We start from the raw sequence: 19,766 nt of genomic DNA on the forward strand, positions 1-19,766 counted from the left end.
TCCGCAGGACGACGCTATTCGCTGTGGCAACAGCTATTGCTCTCGCCACCGCCGGTTGCAGCTCAGCGGCGAGCACCACCACAACACAGGACACCGGCGTTTCAGCCAAAGCCGACGAAGCACTGGCCAAAATCAAGGGCCAAGTCTTGAGCAAGGGCCCCAACGGCGAAGAGCCTGCCCCCGCCTCCGTAGCTGAGCTTAGTGATGACGACGTCACCAAGGTCAAGGCCATGGGAGCCAAGGCGGCCATCGTAATGCATTACGGCGGCAACGACTGGGCCAACGCACAGATCGCGGGGCTAAAGAGCGAATTTTCGCGTCTGGGTGTCGACGTCATTGCCACCACGGACGCCAACTTCAAACCGGACAAGCAGGTCTCAGACCTGGAAACGGTCATGACGCAGAAGCCCGACATCGTCATTTCAATCCCCACCGACCCGGTCGCTACCGCGTCCGCGTACAAGAAAGCGGCGGCAGAAGGAGCAAAGCTGGTTTTCATGGACAACGTCCCCCAGGGACTCACGGCCGGCAAGGACTATGTCTCGGTCGTATCGGCGGACAATTTCGGCAACGGCGTCGTATCGGCCCATCAAATGGCGAAGGCGCTGGGCGGCAAAGGGAAAATCGGCATGATCTTCCATGAGGCCGACTTCTTCGTCACCAAGCAGCGCTACCAAGGCTTCAAAGAAACCATCACCAAAGAGTACCCGGACATCAAAATCGTCGAGGAAAAGGGCATCGCGGGCCCGGATTTTGCTGGCGACGCACAGAGTGCAGCGAACGCCATGCTGAGTAAGTACGCCGATCTCTCCGGGATCTGGGCCGTCTGGGACGTTCCGGCGGAAGGCGTCATGGCTGCAGCCCGCGCCGCGGGGCGGACTGATCTGAAGATCGCCACCGAGGACCTGGGCAAGAACGTTGCGATTGCCCTGGCCAAGAACCAACTCATCGTCGGTCTCGGCGCCCAAGTGCCTTTTGACCAGGGTGTTACCGAAGCGCGGCTCGCCGCGATGGCACTGCTCGGAAAAACTCCGCCGCCGTACGTCGCCCTGAGTGCCGTGCCCGTGGACCACACCAATGTCCTCGAAGCGTGGAAGCAGGTTTACCACGAGGATGCCCCCAAGGATATCCAGGACTCCTTCAAAAAATAGCGGGGTTGGGGCAGGCCGCAGGGCCTGCCCCAACAACCGAAAAAGGATTGCACCATGAACACAAGAGAGCCAGCCGTCGAGATGCGGTCGATCTCGAAGGGATTCAACGGCGTCACCGTCCTCAATGAGGTGGACTTCGAGGTCCGCGCCGGAGAGGTACACGCGCTTGCCGGGGGAAACGGCGCCGGCAAGTCAACGCTGATGAAAATTCTTCAGGGCGTTTACCAGAGTGACTCCGGCAGTATCCACGTCGGCGGAAAACCAGTCGAGATCACGTCAATCCAGGACGCCAAGGCCGCCGGCATCGGCATGGTCTTCCAGGAGTTCAGCCTGGTGCCCAGCCTGACCGTTGCCCAGAATATCTTCCTCGGCGCGGAACCGCAGGGCCCGATCGGCCTAATCGACGACAGGGAAGCTGTCCGCCGGGCGCGCGACGTCTTCACGGAGATGGAGGTCGTGGTCGATCCGAGGGCACAAGTTTCAAAACTGGGCACCGCGTACTGGCAGTTGACGGAAATCGCCAAGGCCCTTGCCCAGAACGCAAGGGTACTCATCATGGATGAGCCGACGGCGAGCCTGGCCAAGCACGAAACGGAGGCCCTCTTCGACCTTGTGTCCAGGCTCAAGACCCGGGGGATATCGATCATCTATATCTCTCACCGAATGGATGAGGTTTACCGGATCGCCGACCGGATCACCATCCTTCGCGACGGCCGCCGGTTGCTGACGGAGGCTCTCAGCAACGTCACGCCGGAGCAGATCGTAGAAGGCATCGTAGGGAAGAAGGTCGAAGGACAGCTCACCTACCGGCAACGGGAGCACGATCCTGCGTCGGCTTCGCCCGTTCTTGAAGCAAGGTCCCTCACATGCGGCAAGAGGGTACGGGACGTTTCCTTCACCCTTCACGCGGGAGAAATCCTCGGGCTGGCAGGACTCATGGGAAGTGGTCGCACGGAGCTGGCCAGGGTTTTGTTCGGAATCGATTCGCTCGAAAGCGGCGAGATCCTGGTGCGGGGCAAAAAGGCCGTCATCACGAGCCCGCAACATGCCATTGCCGCGGGTTTGGCTCTCATTCCCGAAGACCGGCGCGACCAGGGCCTGGTACTCGACCATTCCGTCCGGGACAACCTGCTGTTGCCGTTGCTGGACAACATCAAACGCGGACCGCTGCTCAATGCGGCGGCGGGCCGGGCACTGTCCAGCTCCCTCATCAAGAAGTTCGCCGTAAAGGTTGCCCATCCGAACAAGCCCGTGCGGCTGCTGTCCGGCGGCAACCAGCAAAAGGTGGTGTTGGCCAAATGGCTCGGCACGGAGCCGGATGTCCTCATTCTCGACGAGCCGACGGCCGGCGTCGATATCGGCACCAAGAGCGAGATTCTGGACATGATCCGGGAACTCGCCAATGCCGGCAAGGCAGTCATCGTCATTTCCTCGGAGTACCCCGAGTTGCTCGCGGTCAGCGACAGGGTTCTGGTCCTGAGGGATGGATCCATATCGCGTGAACTCAAACGCAGCGAAATCGCCGACGAAGAATCACTACAACTCGCAGTTCAGGGAGTCTGACCATGAACAACACCACCATTTCCGCCCAAGCTCCCAAAACCGGGGGTTTGGACGCAGTCAAACGCACGCTCGGTGAGCTCGACTGGCGCCGCTATGTCATCTACATCGGATTCGTTGTAGTTTTCATCTTTTTCGCTGTCCTCCTGCGCGACCAGGGATTCCTCTCCCCCACCAACCTGCTGAACATCTTCCGGCAGACCGCAACCATCACCATCATTGCGGTGGGAATGACGTACGTCATCGCCTGCGCTGAGATTGACCTCAGTGTTGGCTCAACCGCAGGACTATCAAGCGTCTGCACGGCGATGGCCCTCTCCCAGTGGGGCATCGTCCCGGGCATCCTGGCCGGCCTTGCGGTCGGGCTGGTGGTCGGCTCGATCAACGGTGCACTGGTCAGCCTCTTGGGGATCCCCTCATTCCTGGTCACCCTTGGCATGCTCGGGATCGCCGTCGGTGTGGCGCAGTGGATCACCGCATCGGCGCCTCAGCCGATCCTTAATGAGACCTTCAACATGCTGTTCGGGTCCGGAAACTTCGGTCCAGTTCCGGGTCTGATCGTGTGGAGCGCCATCTTCGTGGCGATCGGCGCCGTCGTGCTTTCCCGGACCAAATTCGGCCGCCAGGTGCTGGCAACCGGTGGCAACCGGAACGCCGCTGACTTCACGGGCATCAACACAAAGCGCATCAAGTTCCAGGTTCTGTTGATCTCGGGAGTGGTCGCCAGCGTCGCCGGCATGCTGTACGCAGGAAGGCTCGAGTCAGGCCGCTTCCAGTGGGGCGCCGGCGACGAACTCTCCGCCATCGCGGCCGTGATTCTGGGCGGCACCAGCCTCTTCGGCGGAGCAGGCTCGGTTGTTGGAACCCTGTTCGGCGCCCTTCTCATTGGCCTGATCAACAACGGCCTTATCCTTGCCGGTCTCGACAGCAGCCAACAGCAAGTGGTCCGCGGGGCCATCATCATTCTGGCCGTCGCCCTGGCCCGCAAGAAATGACGAACCCAACCCACCCGCTGCGCTCAGGAATCATCGGCACCGGGTTCATGGGCTCTGTCCACGCCGCCGCCGTCCGGGCAGCGGGAGGAACAGTGACCCGCGTGGCCGGCCGAAGCCATGCCGCAGCCGTTCAGTCGCTGGCAAGGCTCGGCGGGGTTGCAGCCGCAGAATCCGCCGGGGCTCTCATCGAGTCGGACGACGTGGACGTGGTGCACATTTGCACCCCGAACTCGACACACGCCGAGCTGGCCAACCTGGCGATCGCCGCCGGGAAATCCGTCATCTGCGAGAAGCCGCTGGCCACGACCGCAAAGGACGCCGAGGCTCTCCACGCGGCAGCCAAACACGCCGGCGTAGTCAACGCCGTGCCGTTCGTCTACCGCTTCTATCCCGCCGTGCGGGAAGCCCGGGCACGGCTGCAGGCAGGCGAAGCCGGCCCGCTGTGGTTGCTGCACGGTTCATACCTACAGGACTGGCTGGCAGATGCCGGCGCCAGCAACTGGCGGGTCGACCCGACGCTCGGCGGCGGTTCCCGGGCGTTTGGCGACATCGGCGTGCATTGGTGCGACCTGATGGAGTTCGTGACGGGGCACCGAATACAGCGACTGGTAGCGCAAACGGGCCGCGCCTTCACGGAACGGCCGCAGACGGGCCGGATCTCCCCGCGGACGACGGCGGCTGTCGATACCGAAGACGGCGCCACCGTCATGTTCGAAACCGACCAGGGCGCAATCGGGTCGCTGCTGGTGAGCCAGGTCAGTCCCGGACGGAAAAACCGGCTCTGGTTCTCGTTTGAGGGCCCTGAGGCCACGTTCTCCTTCAACCAGGAAAAGCCGGACAGCCTTTGGGTTGGCGGCAACACCTACAGCAGAACCATCTCCAGCGGTTCCGACAGCCTCTCAACCGAGCAAGGCAGGCGGTATGCCACTCTCCCCTCCGGCCACCCCCAGGGTTACCAGGACAGCTTCAACGCGTTCGTAGTCGACGTCTACGCCGCCGTTCGCGGTGCCGCACCGGATGGCCTGCCGGACTTCCGCGACGGGCTCCGGGCTGCTCGCATCACCGAGGCCGTCTTGGAGTCCGCAGCGGCAGGCCGCTGGGTCGACGTGCCGGGCAGGGACCAGGGATCGTCAGCCCTCCACGGCAGCGGCGCCGCACCAATTTTGGAAAGGAAATCATAATGCAACTCGGATATCACACCATCACCTGGGGTGGCGTCGTCGGCCATCCCGTCGGCGTCACGAGCATCAAGGACCTCTTCTACCAGACCAACGGGTCTATGGAAACGGCCGTACGGGACATCGCGGCCGCGGGATATGCGGGCACGGAAATGTTCGACGGCAATCTGGTCGAGTACGCGAACCGCCCTGAAGAGCTGCGCGGGCTGCTGTCGGAGTCGGGGGTGAAGCTCGTCTCGGTCTACTCCGGCGCCAACTTCATCTTCGCCGATGTCCTCCCGGAGGAATTGCACCGCATAAACCGCGCTGCCGAGCTCGCGGCCACGTTCGGCGCCGAGCGGCTGGTGGTGGGCGGCGGCGCGCGCCGCGCCGCCGGCACGACGGACGAGGACTACACACTTCTCGCCCGCGGCCTGGACCAAGTAACGGACATCGCCGAAAGTTTCGGTCTGAGCGCCAGCTATCACCCGCATTTGTCCACGATCGTGGAAAGCCCGAGCGAACTCGAACGCCTGATGGGCACCACGCGCATTGGCTTCTGCCCGGACACGGCGCACCTGGCCGCGGGCGGAGGCGACCCCGCCGCTGTGATTCGTCAATACCCGGACCGGATCCGCCACGTCCACCTCAAGGACTTCCGCGCAGACCCGTTCCAGTTCCTGCCGCTCGGCGAAGGTGACCTGGATTTCCCGGACATCATCCGTGCCGTGAAGGAAAGCGGCTACGACAGCTGGTTGATGGTCGAACTCGACAACTATGCGGGTGATCCTCGTGCCGCCGCCGAACTCAGCAAAAAATACCTCGACAAGATCCTCGCCGATCTTGGCCTCTAACCCAAAGGAAGAATCAATGCAGAATCTCAACGTAGGCCTCATCGGGGGCGGTTTCATGGGCAAGGCCCACTCCCTCGCATACGCCGCTATGCCGATGTTCTTTTGGCCGGCCCCCGCCATGCCTGTGCGAAAGGTGATCGCTGAAGCCACAGATGAGCTTGCCGGTGAAGCCGCCCGCCGCTTCGGCTTCGAAAAGTCCACCTCCGACTGGCGTAGCATCATCGACGATCCGGACATCCACGTCGTCGACATCGCAACCCCGAACCACCTCCATGCCGAGATCGCCATCGCGGCTGCCGAGGCCGGCAAACACATTATCTGCGAGAAGCCCCTGGCCCGGACCGGGCAGGAGTCGAAGGCAATGTACGACGCGGTGAAGAACACCGACCTTGTCCACATGGTTGCGTTCAATTACCGTCGCACGCCGGCAGTCGCACTGGCCAAGAAATACATCGATGAAGGCGCCATCGGCCGGGTCATCAGTTTCCGCGGTACCTACCTCCAGGACTGGAGCGCAGACCCGAACTCCCCCCTCTCGTGGCGCTTCCAGAAATCGATAGCAGGATCCGGCGCCCTCGGTGATATCGGAACCCACGTGATCGACATGGCACGGTACCTTGTCGGCGAATTCAGCTCGGTCAACTCCATCATGTCTACTTGGATTCCGGAACGGCCGCTGCAGGCCGGCGGTGCCGACAAACTCGGCAACGTGTCCGGCGGCGACGGACCGCGCGGCGCCGTCGACGTCGACGACGAGGTCCTGACCATGGTCAAGTTCGCAAATGGCGCGATCGGATCCATAGAAGCCACACGCAACGCCCACGGCCGCAACAACTTCCTCACCTTTGAAATCCACGGATCCGAAGGCAGCATCGTGTTCAACTATGAGCGCCGCGACGAGCTTCAGGTCGCCTTTGCCAGTGACCAGGCCGACCGTAAGGGCTTCCGGACCGTCTACACCGGTCCCGCCACCCCCTACGGCGAAGGACTGTGGCCCATCCCTGCGCTGGGAATTGGCTACGGCGAAACCAAGATCATCGAAGCCTACGACTTCTTTAAGGCGATCGCCGAAGGCGGCAGCGTCAGCCCGAACTTCGCGGACGGCTACCAGACGGCGCTGATCGATGACGCCATCATCGATTCCGCGGAAACCGGCGCCTGGGTGGATGTAGCCAAGATCGACTCCTAACCGACTCACCGCGACTCACCGCACGGGAGGTGCGCCGCCTCGAGGAAGGCGGCGCACCCGCCATGCGCCCACCTTTGCGATCACAACGAGAGGGACCCCTGATGACCAACGCCGTACCCGGTGCGCCGGCGACCACCACCCCTGTCCATCTGATTCCGGTGTTCGAAGCCAAACCCGGCCTCGAACGTGAACTGGTCCGGCTCCTGTCCGAACTTCAAAATGCCAGCCGCCGCGACGACGGCTGCTTGGAGTACTCGGTCTTCAACGACGCGGAGGCACCGGGCACGTTCCTGCTCTACGAAAAGTGGACAAGCAGTACTGCCCTGGACATGCACAATGAGCAGCAGCACGTCAAAGACTTTCTCGTGGCCGCGCAACACGTCCTGGCCTGGAACCTCAGAGTGCACCGCCTCAACCCGCTTTCGTAGATCCCTGCCCCTCACTCAAAAATGGCTGCACCATCACCGAAGGAGCCTGACATGGCCCGCCCGTACACCCTGTTCACCGGCCAGTGGGCCGACCTGCCCTTCGAGGAAGTCGCGCGGCTGGCGTCCGGCTGGGGCTACGACGGCCTCGAAATCGCCGTCTCCGGAGACCACCTGGACGCCTGGCGCTGGGACGAGCCCGGGTATGTCGACTCCAAACTCGCCGTGCTGGAGAAGTACAACCTCAAGGTCTGGGCCATCTCCAACCACCTCAAGGGCCAGGCCGTGTGCGATGACCCCATCGACTTCCGGCACGAAGCGATTGTCGGCGCCATTCGACGCCCGGGGAACGGAAATCATCAGCCACCCACGCCCGCCCAAAGGAACCGTCTACATCGGCCTCAACGGCCCGGGCAAGCAACCGTCCACGAAGTCCTGAGACATGAAATGTCCACGATCAGGTGAGACATGAAGTGTCAACGATCAGGTGAGACATCACAGGCCGGGTTAAGCCCTGCGACTGATAGGCATCGGGTTAAAACAAAAGGACCCTGCAGGCTGGGCCTGCAGGGTCTTTCTGTAGCGGCGGGGAGGCTCGATCTCCCGACCTCACGATTATGAGTCGTGCGCTCTAACCAACTGAGCTACGCCGCCATAAATGAGGAAAACCTGTGTGAAGCCGGTCAAAAACCGCCTTGACACAGGCCCTCATTCAGAGCCCCCCACCGGAATCGATCCGGTGACCTCGTTCTTACCAAGAACGCGCTCTACCACTGAGCTAGGGGGGCAACGAGTAAATACTCTACCGGAAGATTCCCCACCCAACAAATCGGCGCCGCCGGGGCCCTGCAGGGGCCGGAAACGGGCCTAAAATGCCGGAAATCCGGGGCTTCCGGGCCGCTGCGGGACGCCAAAACCGGGCCGCGGCCGCCCTGGCTCCCCGGGATGTGACCAAGGCGACTAAAAAGAAGAACGGGCCAGCTGTTGGGCCGGCCCGTTCTCAGATGCTGCTAGGAGTTACCACTTGTTGCGGGGCTTGAAGCCGCCTTCGGTGCGGGGCTTGCGGCCCGCGTCGGAGCCGAAGCTGCGCTCGTTGCGGTCGCTGTAGGAGCGGCCGCCACGGTCAGCGGAGGACCGCTCGCCGTCGTTCTTGCGGAACTCGCGCTTGAACCCGCCGTTGCCCTTGAAGTTGCCGCCACGGTCGCCGCCGCGGCTGCCGCCCTGGTAGCTGCCACGGTCGCCGGAGGGCTTGCGGCCGTTGTCCAGCTCGAGGTGGATCAGCTCGCCGCCGATCCGGGTGCGGGACAGGGCCTTCAGCTGATCGGGGCTCAGGTCCGCCGGCAGCTCCACGAGGGAGTGGTCCGCACGGATGTCGATGCCGCCGATCTGGGCCGAGGAGATGCCGCCTTCGTTGGCAATGGCGCCCACGATGGAACCCGGCATGACGCGCTGGCGGCGTCCGACGGCGATCCGGTAGGTGGCGTTGCCCTCGGTCAGGGCGCGGGTCGGGCCGCGGGATCCGAAGCCGTCCTTGGAGCGCTCACGCTTCTGGAACTCGGGAGCTGCGGGCAGCTCCTTGACCAGGAGCGGCTGGCCGCCTTGGGCCATGACGGCCAGCGCAGCCGCGATCTCTGCAGCCGGAACGTTGTGCTCTTCCTCGTAGGAGGCGATGAGGTCGCGGAACGGCGCAACATCCTCGGACGCGAGCGTCTCGGTGATGCGCTCGGCGAACTTGCCCAGGCGCAGCGTGTTGACGGTCTCGGCCGTGGGCAGGTGCATCTGCTCCACCGGCTGGCGGGTGGCCTTCTCGATCGACCGCAGCAGGTACTTCTCGCGCGGCGTCATGAACAGGATGGCGTCGCCCGAACGGCCGGCGCGGCCGGTGCGGCCGATGCGGTGGACGTAGGACTCCGTGTCGTGCGGGATGTCGTAGTTGACCACGTGGCTGATGCGTTCCACGTCAAGGCCGCGGGCCGCGACGTCGGTGGCCACCAGGATGTCGATGCGGCCTTCCTTCAGCGCGTCAACAGTGCGTTCGCGCTGCTGCTGCGGGATGTCGCCGTTGATTGCGGCAGCCTGGAAGCCGCGGGACTTCAGCTTGTCAGCCAGGTCCTCGGTGGCCATCTTGGTGCGCACGAAGGCGATGACGCCGTCGAACTCTTCCACCTCGAGGATGCGGGTCAGGGCATCGAGCTTGTGCGGGCCCATGACCTGCAGGTACCGCTGGCGGGTGTTGGCGCCGGTGGTGGTCTTGGACTTCACCGAGATCTCGGCCGGGTTGTTCAGGTACTGCTTGGACATCCGGCGGATCTGGCCCGGCATGGTGGCCGAGAACAGCGCCACCTGGCGGTCCGACGGGGTCTGCTGGAAGATCTGCTCCACGTCTTCGGCGAAGCCCATGCGCAGCATCTCGTCAGCCTCGTCCAGCACCAGGTACTGGAGCTCGGACAGGTCCAGGGAACCCTTCGCGATGTGGTCGATCACGCGGCCGGGGGTACCGACAACAACCTGGGCGCCGCGGCGCAGGCCGGCGAGCTGGGGGCCGTAGGCGGAGCCGCCGTAGACGGGGAGGACGGTGAAGTCGTCAATGTGCTTGGCGTAGGAGGTGAACGCCTCGGCGACCTGGAGGGCCAGTTCGCGGGTCGGTGCCAGCACCAGGGCCTGGGTCTTGCGGGACGGGCCGTTGAGGTCGTGGAGTTCGGCCAGGCGGGACAGCGCCGGTACTGCGAATGCTGCAGTCTTACCGGTGCCGGTCTGGGCGAGGCCCACCACGTCGCGGCCTTCCAGCAGCAGCGGGATGGTTGCTGCCTGGATGGGGGACGGCTTCTCGTAGCCGACGTCCTGCAGGGCGGCGAGGACACGGCCGTCGATGCCGAGGTCGGCGAACTTGACGCCGTCTTCTTCTTCGGCATCCGCGGGCGGGGCGGCCTTGGTCTCAGCCTTGGCGTCGTCCTGCGGTGCGGCTTCGGCGGCGGCCGGAGCGGCGGTCTCCGCGGGAGCTTCGGTGAATTCGGGGGCGGAGCCGGCTGCGGGGGCAGCCGTTTCAGAAGTCTCGACGTCGGCCTGGGTGTTCGCGGTGGCGAGTTCGGTTTCGACGGAGTTGTTCTGATTTTCGGGCATAGGTGAAATATCCTCATCCATAGGGGCCAAGCGGCACAACCCGAGGTGAGCGGAGCCGCAGTACACGTGACCGTAATCGCCGGGCGTACTTTGACCGGCCGGTCACATAGAAGTCCGGCGCTTTCGCAATCCCGTGGCAGGACTTCCCGCTGCATCTCTTGGCTGCTATCCCAGCAGTCTGTACAGCGTTTTCTTTAGCCGGCTCTCCCTATGAAAATGCCCGCATCACAATTTGCGGGCCCCAACACTTGCCAGTCCTGCCTCAAGAATTGGGCAGGAATAAGGGATTTCCGGAGTGGGGGATATTTCAAGTGTAGGGCATGGACCCGCCCAAGGTGAACTCGAGGGGCCCGCAGCGGCGGTGAGCTTGCGCACACTGCCCCGCAACACCCTACACGCCGAGGCGGCGCTGCAGCTTCTCGAACTCCCGGAGGTACTCGGGCTGCAGGCGGATCTCCCCGTCGGCGTCGGCGTCGCGCAGGGCCTCCATGTCCTCAGCCGTGGGATCGCTGAACCACTTGCCGATTGTCACGCCGTGGGTGGGGACGAAGACCCGGTGGATGTGGTCCCCCGCCGCGATGCTGCCCGTCCGCACCACCCGCAGGTAGGTGCCCACGCGCCCTGCCTCACCAAACCTCTTGACCCAGTGCGGCTCCTTCATCCTGCGCTGGAACGTGGCGCAGGGGGTGCGCGGCGAGGTCACCTCAAGTTCGACGTCGAGCCCCACCTTCCAGCGTTCGCCGATCACGGCACCGGTGGCGCTGATCCCGGCCACGCGCAGGTTCTCCCCGAAGATCCCCGGCGGCAGGTCGCGGCCCAGCTCAGCCGCCCAGTAGTCGGCGTCGTCCTGGGAGTAGGCGTACAGCGCCTGGTCCACGCCGCCGTGGTGGACGCGGCTGGCCTGGATGTCACCGTGCAGGCCCAGCCGGTGCACCTTGACCGGCCCCTCGGCGGGACGCTTGTCGATCGCTGTCACGCCGACGCTGCCCGGGTCATCCAGCAGCTGGTGTACGCGGCAGACGGCGAGAACGGATGCGGTGTCCATGGCACCAGTGTAGGCCGGGACCCCGCGTCGCCGCCGGGAGGCAACCGGGTTGGACATGTCCCCCTGCCGGGCCGCCGGACGGGCCAGACCGTAGGATGCTGAAATGAGCAACGACGCCCGCCTCTCCCCCGCCTCCACTGGTTCCGATGTGTCCGACATCCTGGCCATCGATTCGCTGCTGAGCGCCGCTGAGCTCGGCGTGCGGGAGCGCGTCCGCGACTTCACCGAACAGCGGATCCGCCCGGGCATCGCTGCCTGGTACGAGGACGGCGTCTTCCCGCTGGAGCTGGCGCCGGAACTGGGCGAACTCGGCGTCCTCGGCATGCACCTGGAGGGCTACGGCTGCCCGGGCCGCTCCGCCGTCGAATACGGCCTGGCCGCGATGGAACTGGAGGCGGGCGATTCCGGCATCCGCACCTTTGTCTCCGTGCAGGGCTCGCTGGCCATGACCGCCATCCACAAGTGGGGCTCGGAGGACCAGAAACAGGAGTGGCTCCCCCGGATGGCCGCCGGCGAGCTGATCGGCTGCTTCGCCCTGACCGAGCCCACCGCCGGCTCCGACCCCGCCGCGATGAAGACCTTCGCCCGCCGCGACGGTACCGGTGACTCCGCCGGCTGGATCCTGGACGGCGCCAAACGCTGGATCGGGCTCGCCTCGGTGGCGGACGTCCTGGTGGTGTGGGCCATGACCGACGACGGCGTGCGCGGCTTCCTCGTCCCCGCCGGCACCCCGGGCGTCACCGCGACGCCGATCGGGCAGAAGCTCTCGATGCGCGCCTCGATCCAGTGCGATGTGGCGTTCGACGGCGTCCGGCTGGGCCCCGAGGCCCTGCTGCCGGCAGCCAGCGGGCTGCGCGGTCCCTTCAGCTGCCTGAACGAGGCACGGTACGGTATCGCCTGGGGTGCCATGGGCGCCGCCCGGGATTCCTACGAGGCGGCACTGCGGTACTCGCAGGAGCGGCTGCAGTTCGGCCGGCCGCTGGCCGGGTACCAGCTGACCCAGGAGAAGCTGGTGAACATGTTGCTGGAAATCCAGAAAGGCACGCTGCTGGCGCTGCAGCTGGGCCGGCTCAAGGACGCCGGGAAGCTCCGCCCGGAGCAGATCTCGTTCGGCAAGCTGAACAATGTGCGGGAGGCCATCGCGATCGCCCGCGAGGCCCGGACCATCCTGGGCGGCAACGGCATTACCCTGGACCATTCGCCGCTGCGGCACGCCGCCAACCTGGAGTCCGTGCGGACCTACGAAGGCACCGACGAGGTGCACACCCTGGTCCTCGGCCAGCACATCACCGGGCTGGCCGCCTTCCGCTAGCCGACCCGGCGTCGAGTGTGCACTTCGCGGCAGTGTTGCGCGCCGCGACTGCCGTCAAGTGCCAACTCGGCGGGGGCGGGCGGGCGCATCAGGCGGAGAAGCCGCCGTCGGCCTTGACCAGCTGGCCGGACACCCACCGGCCCTCGGGCGAGAGCAGGAACGCCACCGTCCCGGCCACATCCGCCGGCGTGCCGAGCCGGCCGCCGGGATGGCGCGCGGCCAGGTCCTCCCGCAACTGGTCATCCATCCAGCCGGTATCCACCGGGCCCGGGTTGAGGACATTGGCGCTGATCCCCTGCGGGCCGAGTTCCCGCGCGGCCGCGATCACAATCCGGTCCAGCGCCCCCTTGGACGCGCCGTAGGGCAGGTTGAAAGCGGTGTGGTCGCTGGTCAGCGCCACCACTGCGCCGCCGCCGTCCGGGACCTGCCGCGCAAACGCCGCGATCAGCTGCCAGCTGGCCCGGGCATTCACGGCGAAGTGCCGGTCGAAACTCTCCAGCGTGGTGTCCAGGATGCCCGAGTCCACGGATTCGGCGTGGCTGAGCACCAGGCCCTGCAGCGGCCCGGCCTCCGCCGCGGCGGCCTCCATCAGGCGGGCAACGGCCTGCGGGTCTTCGAAATCGGCCGGCAGGGCCACCACGGCGGCGCCGGTGGCCTGCAGCTCGGCGGTGAGCCGTTCGACGTCGTCCGGCTGGACGCCCCACGGCATGCGGGCGTCATAGTCCTGCCAGTACGTCAGCACCAGGTCCCAGCCGTCGGCGGCGAGCCGGCGCGCGATGCCGGCGCCGAGGCCCGCCAGCCGGCCGACGCCGGTCACGAGGGCTGTCTTCCGCGGCGGGGCTGCGGGCGGGGGCGGCTGGTTGGCGTCGGGGGCGGCATGCATGCGGACCAGCCTAGCGCCCGGGCGCTGTGCGGGGCGGAACCCCTGCCGCAGCACCGCGCCCATAACCTAGGCGGGGACGGCGGCGGTGTCCTTCGCGGCGGTGTCCTTGCGGATGGTGGCGCTCACGACGGCGGCGATGGTGCACATCGCTGCGGCGGCGAACCAGGCGTAGGTGTACTGGCCAGTGGCGTCCCGGATCGCGCCGGCTCCCAGCGCCGCCGCGGCCGCGCCGAGCTGGTGGGCGGCGAACACCCAGCCGAACACCACGCTGCCGTCCGCGCCGAAGACCTGGCGGCAGATGGCGGCAGTCGGCGGCACGGTGGCCACCCAGTCCAGCCCGTAGATCACCACAAAGACGATCATGCTGGGCTGCACGGTGGCGCTGAGCAGGAGGGGCAGCACCAGCAGGCCGATGCCGCGGAACTGGTAGTAGACCGCGAGCAGGATCCGCGGATTGAAGCGGTCCGTCAGCCAGCCGGAGGCGATGGTCCCCACGATGTCGAAGATCCCGACGACGGCCAGCAGGCCCGCCGCGGTGGTCTGGGCCATGCCGTGGTCGTGGGCGGAGGGGATGAAGTGGGTGCCGATCAGGCCGTTGGTGGTGGCGCCGCAGATGGCGAACCCGGCAACAAGGGCCCAGAAGGTCCGCACCTTGCTGGCCCTCCGCAGCACCTGGAGTGCGCGGACGGCGGCGTTCTGGCGGGGTTCGCCGGCGGCTGCGCTGCCCGGCGCGGGCAGAGACTCGTCGCCGGGCTCGGCGCCGTAGGGCAGGACGCCGGCGTCGGCGGGTGAGTTTTTCAGGAACCTCAGCACCAGCGGCACCACGGCCAGCGCCCCGGCGGCGATCAGCATGGACGCCTGCCGCCAGCCCGGGTCCTGGGCCAGGGCGGCGATGAACGGCAGGAACACGAGCTGACCGGCGGCGCTGCCCGCGGTGAGGATGCCAATGACCAGCCCGCGGCTTTTGACGAACCAGGTGTTGGCGATGGTGGCGGCGAAGACCAGCGCCATGGACCCGGTCCCGAGCCCGATCAGTAGCCCCCACGTGAGCAGGATCTGCCAGGACTGCGTGACCAGCACGGTCAGGGCGCTGCCGGCGGCGATCAGCAGGAGAGCGACGGCGGTGACGGCCCGGATGCCAAAGCGCTCCATCAGCGCCGCGGCGAAGGGTGCCGTGAGGCCAAAGAGCACCAGGTTGATGCTGACCGCGGCCGACAGCACCGTGGTGGACCAGCCGAACTCGTCCTGCAGCGGCACCATCAGCACACCCGGCGCGGCCCGGAACCCCGCTGCCCCGACCAAGGCCAGGAAGGCCACCGCGGCCACTATCCAGGCCGGGTGGATCCGCCGTTTCGGCGCGGGGAGGAGGGTGGTCTCGGGGGCGCTCATGCGGCAGGTCCGTTCGGGTGGATGGCGGGTGCGGGGGCGGCAGCGGCGAGCGGGACCGGCCGCGGGGTCCTGACCGGGCTGTGCCAGCTGGTGTTGCGCACCGTCAGCCGCTCGCCGCAGCCGGTGCAGGTGTCCGCGGATGTGGTGCGCGCGCCGCATCCGGTGTGGACCACATACATGTGGGCCTGTTCCGAGGGCGCGGGCAGGTGCTTCTCGGACCAGATCGCGACGGCGTTGAGCACCGGCAGGGCATCCTCGCCCTTGTCGGTGAGCACGTACTCCTGGCGGGTGCGGCCGCCGTCGTCGTACGGGCGCCGGGTGAGGAGCCCCGCGTCGACGAGGTCCTGCAGGCGTTTGGAGAGGACGGAATCCGCCGCCCCCAGCCGGGACTTCATGGCGTCGAAGCGGCCGTTGCCGAAGAAGACCTCGCGGAGCACCAGCATGCCCCACGGGTCGCCAAGGACGTCCAGGCCGCGGGCCAGGCTGCAGGTCCTCTGGGACCAGTCGGATCGGAGTGGCATGGGCACCAAGCTAGCTGACTCTCTTGAAGAAAGCTAGAGCTCGCGCTGAGTTCGCAGTTCGCGGCAGTGTTGCCGCGTAACATTGCCGCGAAATGCCAACTCGCGGGGCTGGCGGGGTTACAGCGGGACTGGCCGGGCGGGGTTACAGCACCGGGCGGAGCGCGGCGCGGGAGGGACGGTACGCCAGCGCCCAGTAGACCAGCATGGCCATGCCGCACACTACGCCGAGGCTCGCCACCGTGAGCTGCCACTGGGTCTGGGGATCCTTGCCCCACTCGGCCGCGCCGGCCATCACCGACAGGTACTTGGGGGTCAGGTAGAACGCGAGGGCCGAGAACGCCACGATGATCCACCCGGCGAGGCGCATCCGGCCGTCCCGGGACGGCACCCGGTGGATCGCGAAGCCCATGCAGGGCAGTGCCACGGCCATCCATACCCAGTGGTGGGACCAGGACACCGGGCTGACCAGGAGCATCAACACGGCGGTCGCGGACACGGCGACGAAGTTCTCGTCCGCGGCCACGGCCCACGCGATCACCAGCGCGGCCAGTGCGGCCAGCGCCAGGGACAGCACCAGCCACAGCAGGCTGGTGGAGCTGCTGTCCGGGAGGCCCAGGTGCAGCAGCAGTCCCTTGAGGGAGAGGTTGTCCACGTAGGCCGGTCCGCCGATCCGTCCGGTGTCCGGCAGGATCTTGGTCCAGAAGGTGACCGACGCGGTGGGCAGGATGGCCCAGGCCAGGCCAATCGAGCCGAAGAAGCCGGCCGCCATCCAGCCGAGGGCCTTGAAGTCCCGGCGGACCAGGAAGTACAGCCCGAACGCGAGCGGGGTCAGCTTGATGCCGGCAGCAATTCCAATCAGCAGACCCGCGGGCCAGCGCATCTCCCCGGCCCGGGATTTCCCGTAGAGCGCGAAGTCGGCCAGGATCAGGCCCATCAGGATGATGTTGATCTGCCCGAAGTCGAAGGTGTCCCGCCAGGGCCCCAGGAGCAGGATCGCCGCGGTCCCGGCCAGGGCCACGGCCCGGAACCGCCAGTCGGCGGCGGCGTTCCGCCACGTGCCGAGGCGGAAGTAGTGCCGTGCCAGCCAGGCGGACACCACCCCGGCGCCGAGCAGCGCGGTGGTGATGAACACCAGGCTGCCGCCGCCCTGGCCCAGCGTCGCCATGGCCGCGAAGAGCAGCGCGGCGAACGGCGGGTACGTGAACGGCAGCCCGTCCCGGGGCGCGTACAGCTCGTTGACGCCCGTCTCGCCGGTCTGCAGCACACGGGTACCGCCGTAGAAGTAGACCTCGAAGTCGTTCATCAGCGGGATGTAGGACGAGTAGAGCACCACCAGGGCGACGACGACGGCGAGCGCGCCGGCCGCCGTCGCGAGCCAGCCGCGCATGGTGGAGGGCGTGGCCCTGGTGGTGGTGATGGTCACGGGTGCTGAACTGCCTTTACTCGCCGGCCGCAGCGGCGATCTTGGAGAACGCCTGCTCCAGGTCGGCGATGAGGTCCTCGACGTCCTCGATGCCGCAGGAGAGCCGGATCAGGTTGACGGGGACGGCCAGCTCGGTGCCCTTGACGGAGGCGTGCGTCATTTCCGAGGGGTAGTTCATCAGGGATTCGATGCCGCCGAGGGACTCCGCGAGGGTGAAAACGGAGGTCGATTCGGCCACGGTGCGTGCCGCCGCCTCGCCGCCCTTGAACTGCACGGAGATCATGCCGCCGAACTTCTTCATCTGCTTGCGGGCCAGCTCGTGGCCGGGGTGCGAGGGCAGGCCCGGGTACAGCACGGCCTCCACCTCGGGGCGCTCCAGCAGCCACTCGGCCACCGCCTGGGCGTTGTCGCTGTGCCGGTCCATCCGTACCCCGAGGGTCTTGAGCCCGCGGGTGGTGAGGAAGGCGTCCATCGGGCCGGAGATGGCACCGACGGCGAACTGCACAAAGCCGATCTTTTCGGCGAGCTCGGCGTCCTTGACGATGATGGCGCCGCCCACGACGTCGGAGTGCCCGCCGATGTACTTGGTGGTGGAGTGCACCACCACGTCGGCGCCGAGGGCCAGCGGGTTCTGCAGGTACGGCGAGGCGAAGGTGTTGTCCACCACGAGGAGGGCCCCGGCGTCGTGCGCCACCTTGGCGAGCGCGGCGATGTCGGTGATTTTCATCATCGGATTCGACGGCGTCTCCACCCACACAAGGCGGGTCTTGCTGGCCGCCACGGCCGCGGCCACGGCGTCAAGGTTGGACATGTCCACCGGGGTGTTGCCGATGCCCCACTCCCCCAGCACCCGGCTGATCAGCCGGTAGGTGCCGCCGTAGGCGTCGTTGCCGAGCACGATGTGGTCGCCCGGGCGGGTCAGCGCGCGGATCATCGAGTCCTCGGCGGCCAGGCCGGAGCTGAAGGAGAACGCGGCGGTGCCGCCTTCCAGCGCCGCGAGCTGTTCCTGCAGGGAGTCACGGGTGGGGTTGGTGCCGCGGCCGTACTCGTAGCCGTCGCGGAGCACGCCGATCGCCTCCTGCGCGTAGGTGGAGGAGAAGTGCACGGGCGGCACCACGGCGCCGGTACGCGGCTCGAAGGCCTGGCCTGCGTGCACGGCGCGGGTGTTAAAGCCGTGGGCGGAGGGGTTTTCTGGCAAAGACATGTGCGTTCCTTTCGGCCGGCGGCCGCCCCGGGAGGCGGCCGGATGTCCGGGTCAGTGGGCGGTCAGTTGCAGGTCAGTTGCTCAGGTAGGCGAGCAGGTCGTGGCGGGTCAGGATCCCCACCGGCGCGCCGACGAACGTCACCATGAGGGTGTCCGAGTCGGAGAGGAGTTCACGGGCCGTGGTGATCGATTCGAGCGAGCCGATCACGGGCAGCCGGGCCTCCATGTGTTCGGAGATCTTGTCCGACAGTTTGGCCTCGCCGCGGAACAGTTTCGCGGTCAGGGTGCGCTCGTCCACGGCGCCGAGGACCTCGCCCATCACCACGGGCGGTTCCTGGGACAGCACCGGGATGTGCGAGACGCCGAACTCGTTCATGATGTTGATGACGTCGCGGACGCTCTCGTTGGGGTGGATGTGGACCAGGTCCGGCAGTTCCCCGGTCTTGGCCTTGAGGATCTCCCCCACAGAGGCTTCGTCGCCGCTGGCCAGGAAGCCGTAGGACCGCATCCACTGGTCGTTGAAGATTTTGGCCAGGTAGCCGCGGCCGGAGTCCGGCAGGATGACCACCACGACGGCGTCGTCCGGCAGGTCCTTGGCGACCTGCAGGGCGGCCACCACGGCCATGCCGGAGGAACCGCCCACCAGCAGCCCTTCTTCGCGGGCCAGCCGGCGCGTCATCTCGAAGGACTCGGCGTCGCTGACGGCGATGACGCCGTCCGGAACGGTCTTGTCGTAGTTGGCTGGCCACATGTCCTCGCCGACACCCTCGACGAAGTACGGCCGGCCGGTGCCGCCGGAGTAGACCGAGCCCGCCGGGTCCGCGCCGATGATCTTGACCATGCCGCCGTCAGACTGTGCGCGGTCCGCGGAAACTTCCTTGAGATACCGGCCCGTGCCGGTGATGGTGCCGCCGGTGCCGGCGCCGATCACGCAGTGGGTGATGCGGCCGTCCGTGTCGCGCCAGATTTCCGGCCCGGTGGTTTCGTAGTGGCTGGCCGGGGCGGCGGGGTTGGAGAACTGGTCGGGCTTGTACGCGCCGGGGATCTCCCGGACCAGCCGGTCCGAGACGCCGTAGTAGCTCTGCGGGCTGTCGGGGGCGACGGCGGTGGGCGTCACCACCACCTCGGCGCCGTAGGCCCGGAGCACGGCGCGCTTGTCCTCGCCCACCTTGTCCGGCACCACGAAGATGCAGCGGTAGCCCTTCTGCTGGGCCACCAGGGCCAAGCCGACGCCGGTGTTCCCGGACGTGGGTTCCACGATGGTGCCGCCGGGCTGGAGCTTGCCGGTGCGTTCGGCCTCCTCGATCATCTTGACCGCGATGCGGTCCTTGATGGAACCGCCGGGGTTCAGGTATTCCAGCTTCACCAGGACCGTGGCCCCGATGCCGTCGGTAACGTGCTGCAGCTTGACGAGCGGCGTATTGCCGATGAGGTCCAGAACGGACTGGGCGTACTTCATAGGTACAAAGTTACCGTCTCCACCGGCCCGGGGCGGATTCGCGCACGCCGGGGCGGCCTGCTCCGGGCATCGGGTGCGA

Annotated in this window: 16 protein-coding genes, 2 tRNA genes and 1 pseudogene; 9 read left to right on the forward strand and 10 right to left on the reverse strand. The window is 66.7% G+C overall.

The features are described from left to right. The first annotated feature begins 23 nt into the window (after positions 1 to 23). From AR539_RS15030 to AR539_RS15065, 8 genes and pseudogenes are all read left to right on the forward strand, one after another. Positions 24 to 1,151: a substrate-binding domain-containing protein gene (locus AR539_RS15030; RefSeq protein WP_231728627.1), complete on the forward strand. Its 1,128-nt coding sequence runs from the start codon at positions 24 to 26 to the stop codon at positions 1,149 to 1,151. 54 nt (positions 1,152 to 1,205) lie between these two features. Continuing rightward, positions 1,206 to 2,714, forward strand: a complete 1,509-nt coding sequence (locus AR539_RS15035; protein ID WP_066438565.1) for a sugar ABC transporter ATP-binding protein — start codon at positions 1,206 to 1,208, stop codon at positions 2,712 to 2,714. Between the two features lie 2 nt (positions 2,715 to 2,716). Next, the gene (locus AR539_RS15040; protein ID WP_066438568.1) at positions 2,717 to 3,706 is read left to right on the forward strand and encodes an ABC transporter permease; all 990 of its coding nucleotides are present in this window, start codon (positions 2,717 to 2,719) and stop codon (positions 3,704 to 3,706) included. Then, the gene (locus AR539_RS15045; RefSeq protein ID WP_066438572.1) at positions 3,703 to 4,887 is read left to right on the forward strand and encodes a Gfo/Idh/MocA family protein; all 1,185 of its coding nucleotides are present in this window, start codon (positions 3,703 to 3,705) and stop codon (positions 4,885 to 4,887) included. The genes AR539_RS15040 and AR539_RS15045 overlap by 4 nt, the downstream gene beginning before the upstream one ends. Beyond that, entirely contained in the window at positions 4,887 to 5,717 is an 831-nt protein-coding gene (locus AR539_RS15050; protein WP_066438575.1) for a sugar phosphate isomerase/epimerase family protein, read from the forward strand. Before AR539_RS15045 ends, AR539_RS15050 begins: the two co-directional genes overlap by 1 nt. A 16-nt stretch (positions 5,718 to 5,733) precedes the next feature. Beyond that, positions 5,734 to 6,906, forward strand: a complete 1,173-nt coding sequence (locus tag AR539_RS15055; RefSeq protein WP_066438577.1) for a Gfo/Idh/MocA family protein — start codon at positions 5,734 to 5,736, stop codon at positions 6,904 to 6,906. Positions 6,907 to 7,007: 101 nt separating this feature from the next. Next, positions 7,008 to 7,334 carry a putative quinol monooxygenase gene (locus AR539_RS15060; protein WP_066438579.1) on the forward strand — a complete coding sequence of 109 codons (327 nt, stop codon included), beginning with the start codon at positions 7,008 to 7,010 and terminating at the stop codon, positions 7,332 to 7,334. Between the two features lie 51 nt (positions 7,335 to 7,385). Continuing rightward, positions 7,386 to 7,664 (forward strand): annotated as a pseudogene (locus AR539_RS15065) (sugar phosphate isomerase/epimerase); the annotation flags it as partial. 247 nt (positions 7,665 to 7,911) lie between these two features. On the opposite strand, the gene AR539_RS15070 reads toward AR539_RS15065, so the two are convergent. The 4 genes from AR539_RS15070 to AR539_RS15085 form a co-directional block, all read right to left on the reverse strand. Next, positions 7,912 to 7,985 (reverse strand) — tRNA-Met (locus tag AR539_RS15070). A 62-nt stretch (positions 7,986 to 8,047) separates the two neighbouring features. After that, a tRNA-Thr gene (locus tag AR539_RS15075) sits at positions 8,048 to 8,119 on the reverse strand. Between the two features lie 229 nt (positions 8,120 to 8,348). Further along, complete coding sequence (locus AR539_RS15080; protein WP_066438587.1) at positions 8,349 to 10,451, reverse strand: DEAD/DEAH box helicase; 2,103 nt, start codon at positions 10,449 to 10,451, stop codon at positions 8,349 to 8,351. A 391-nt stretch (positions 10,452 to 10,842) separates the two neighbouring features. Continuing rightward, entirely contained in the window at positions 10,843 to 11,496 is a 654-nt protein-coding gene (locus AR539_RS15085; RefSeq protein ID WP_066440032.1) for an MOSC domain-containing protein, read from the reverse strand. A gap of 103 nt (positions 11,497 to 11,599) precedes the next feature. On the opposite strand from AR539_RS15085, the gene AR539_RS15090 reads away from it, so the two are divergent. Continuing rightward, positions 11,600 to 12,808, forward strand: coding sequence for an acyl-CoA dehydrogenase family protein (locus AR539_RS15090; protein ID WP_066438589.1), 1,209 nt, complete (start codon positions 11,600 to 11,602; stop codon positions 12,806 to 12,808). A gap of 88 nt (positions 12,809 to 12,896) precedes the next feature. On the opposite strand, the gene AR539_RS15095 is transcribed toward AR539_RS15090, so the two are convergent. The 6 genes from AR539_RS15095 to AR539_RS15120 all read right to left on the reverse strand — a co-directional run bounded on the left by AR539_RS15095 (position 12,897) and on the right by AR539_RS15120 (position 19,687). Further along, a complete protein-coding gene (locus AR539_RS15095; protein ID WP_066440034.1) occupies positions 12,897 to 13,691 on the reverse strand; it encodes an SDR family oxidoreductase in 795 nt (264 codons plus the stop codon). A gap of 66 nt (positions 13,692 to 13,757) precedes the next feature. Continuing rightward, entirely contained in the window at positions 13,758 to 15,080 is a 1,323-nt protein-coding gene (locus AR539_RS15100; RefSeq protein ID WP_066438593.1) for an MFS transporter, read from the reverse strand. Continuing rightward, entirely contained in the window at positions 15,077 to 15,601 is a 525-nt protein-coding gene (locus AR539_RS15105) for a winged helix-turn-helix transcriptional regulator (protein ID WP_066438595.1), read from the reverse strand. Before AR539_RS15105 ends, AR539_RS15100 begins: the two co-directional genes overlap by 4 nt. A gap of 142 nt (positions 15,602 to 15,743) precedes the next feature. Then, positions 15,744 to 17,024, reverse strand: a complete 1,281-nt coding sequence (locus AR539_RS15110) for a glycosyltransferase 87 family protein (protein WP_066438601.1) — start codon at positions 17,022 to 17,024, stop codon at positions 15,744 to 15,746. A gap of 16 nt (positions 17,025 to 17,040) precedes the next feature. Continuing rightward, entirely contained in the window at positions 17,041 to 18,228 is a 1,188-nt protein-coding gene (locus tag AR539_RS15115) for a cystathionine gamma-synthase (RefSeq protein ID WP_066438605.1), read from the reverse strand. A 73-nt stretch (positions 18,229 to 18,301) separates the two neighbouring features. Further along, positions 18,302 to 19,687, reverse strand: coding sequence for a cystathionine beta-synthase (locus tag AR539_RS15120; protein ID WP_066438606.1), 1,386 nt, complete (start codon positions 19,685 to 19,687; stop codon positions 18,302 to 18,304). Positions 19,688 to 19,766 lie beyond the last annotated feature (79 nt).

Source organism: Arthrobacter sp. EPSL27 (assembly GCF_001512305.1).
GTDB lineage: Bacteria > Actinomycetota > Actinomycetes > Actinomycetales > Micrococcaceae > Arthrobacter.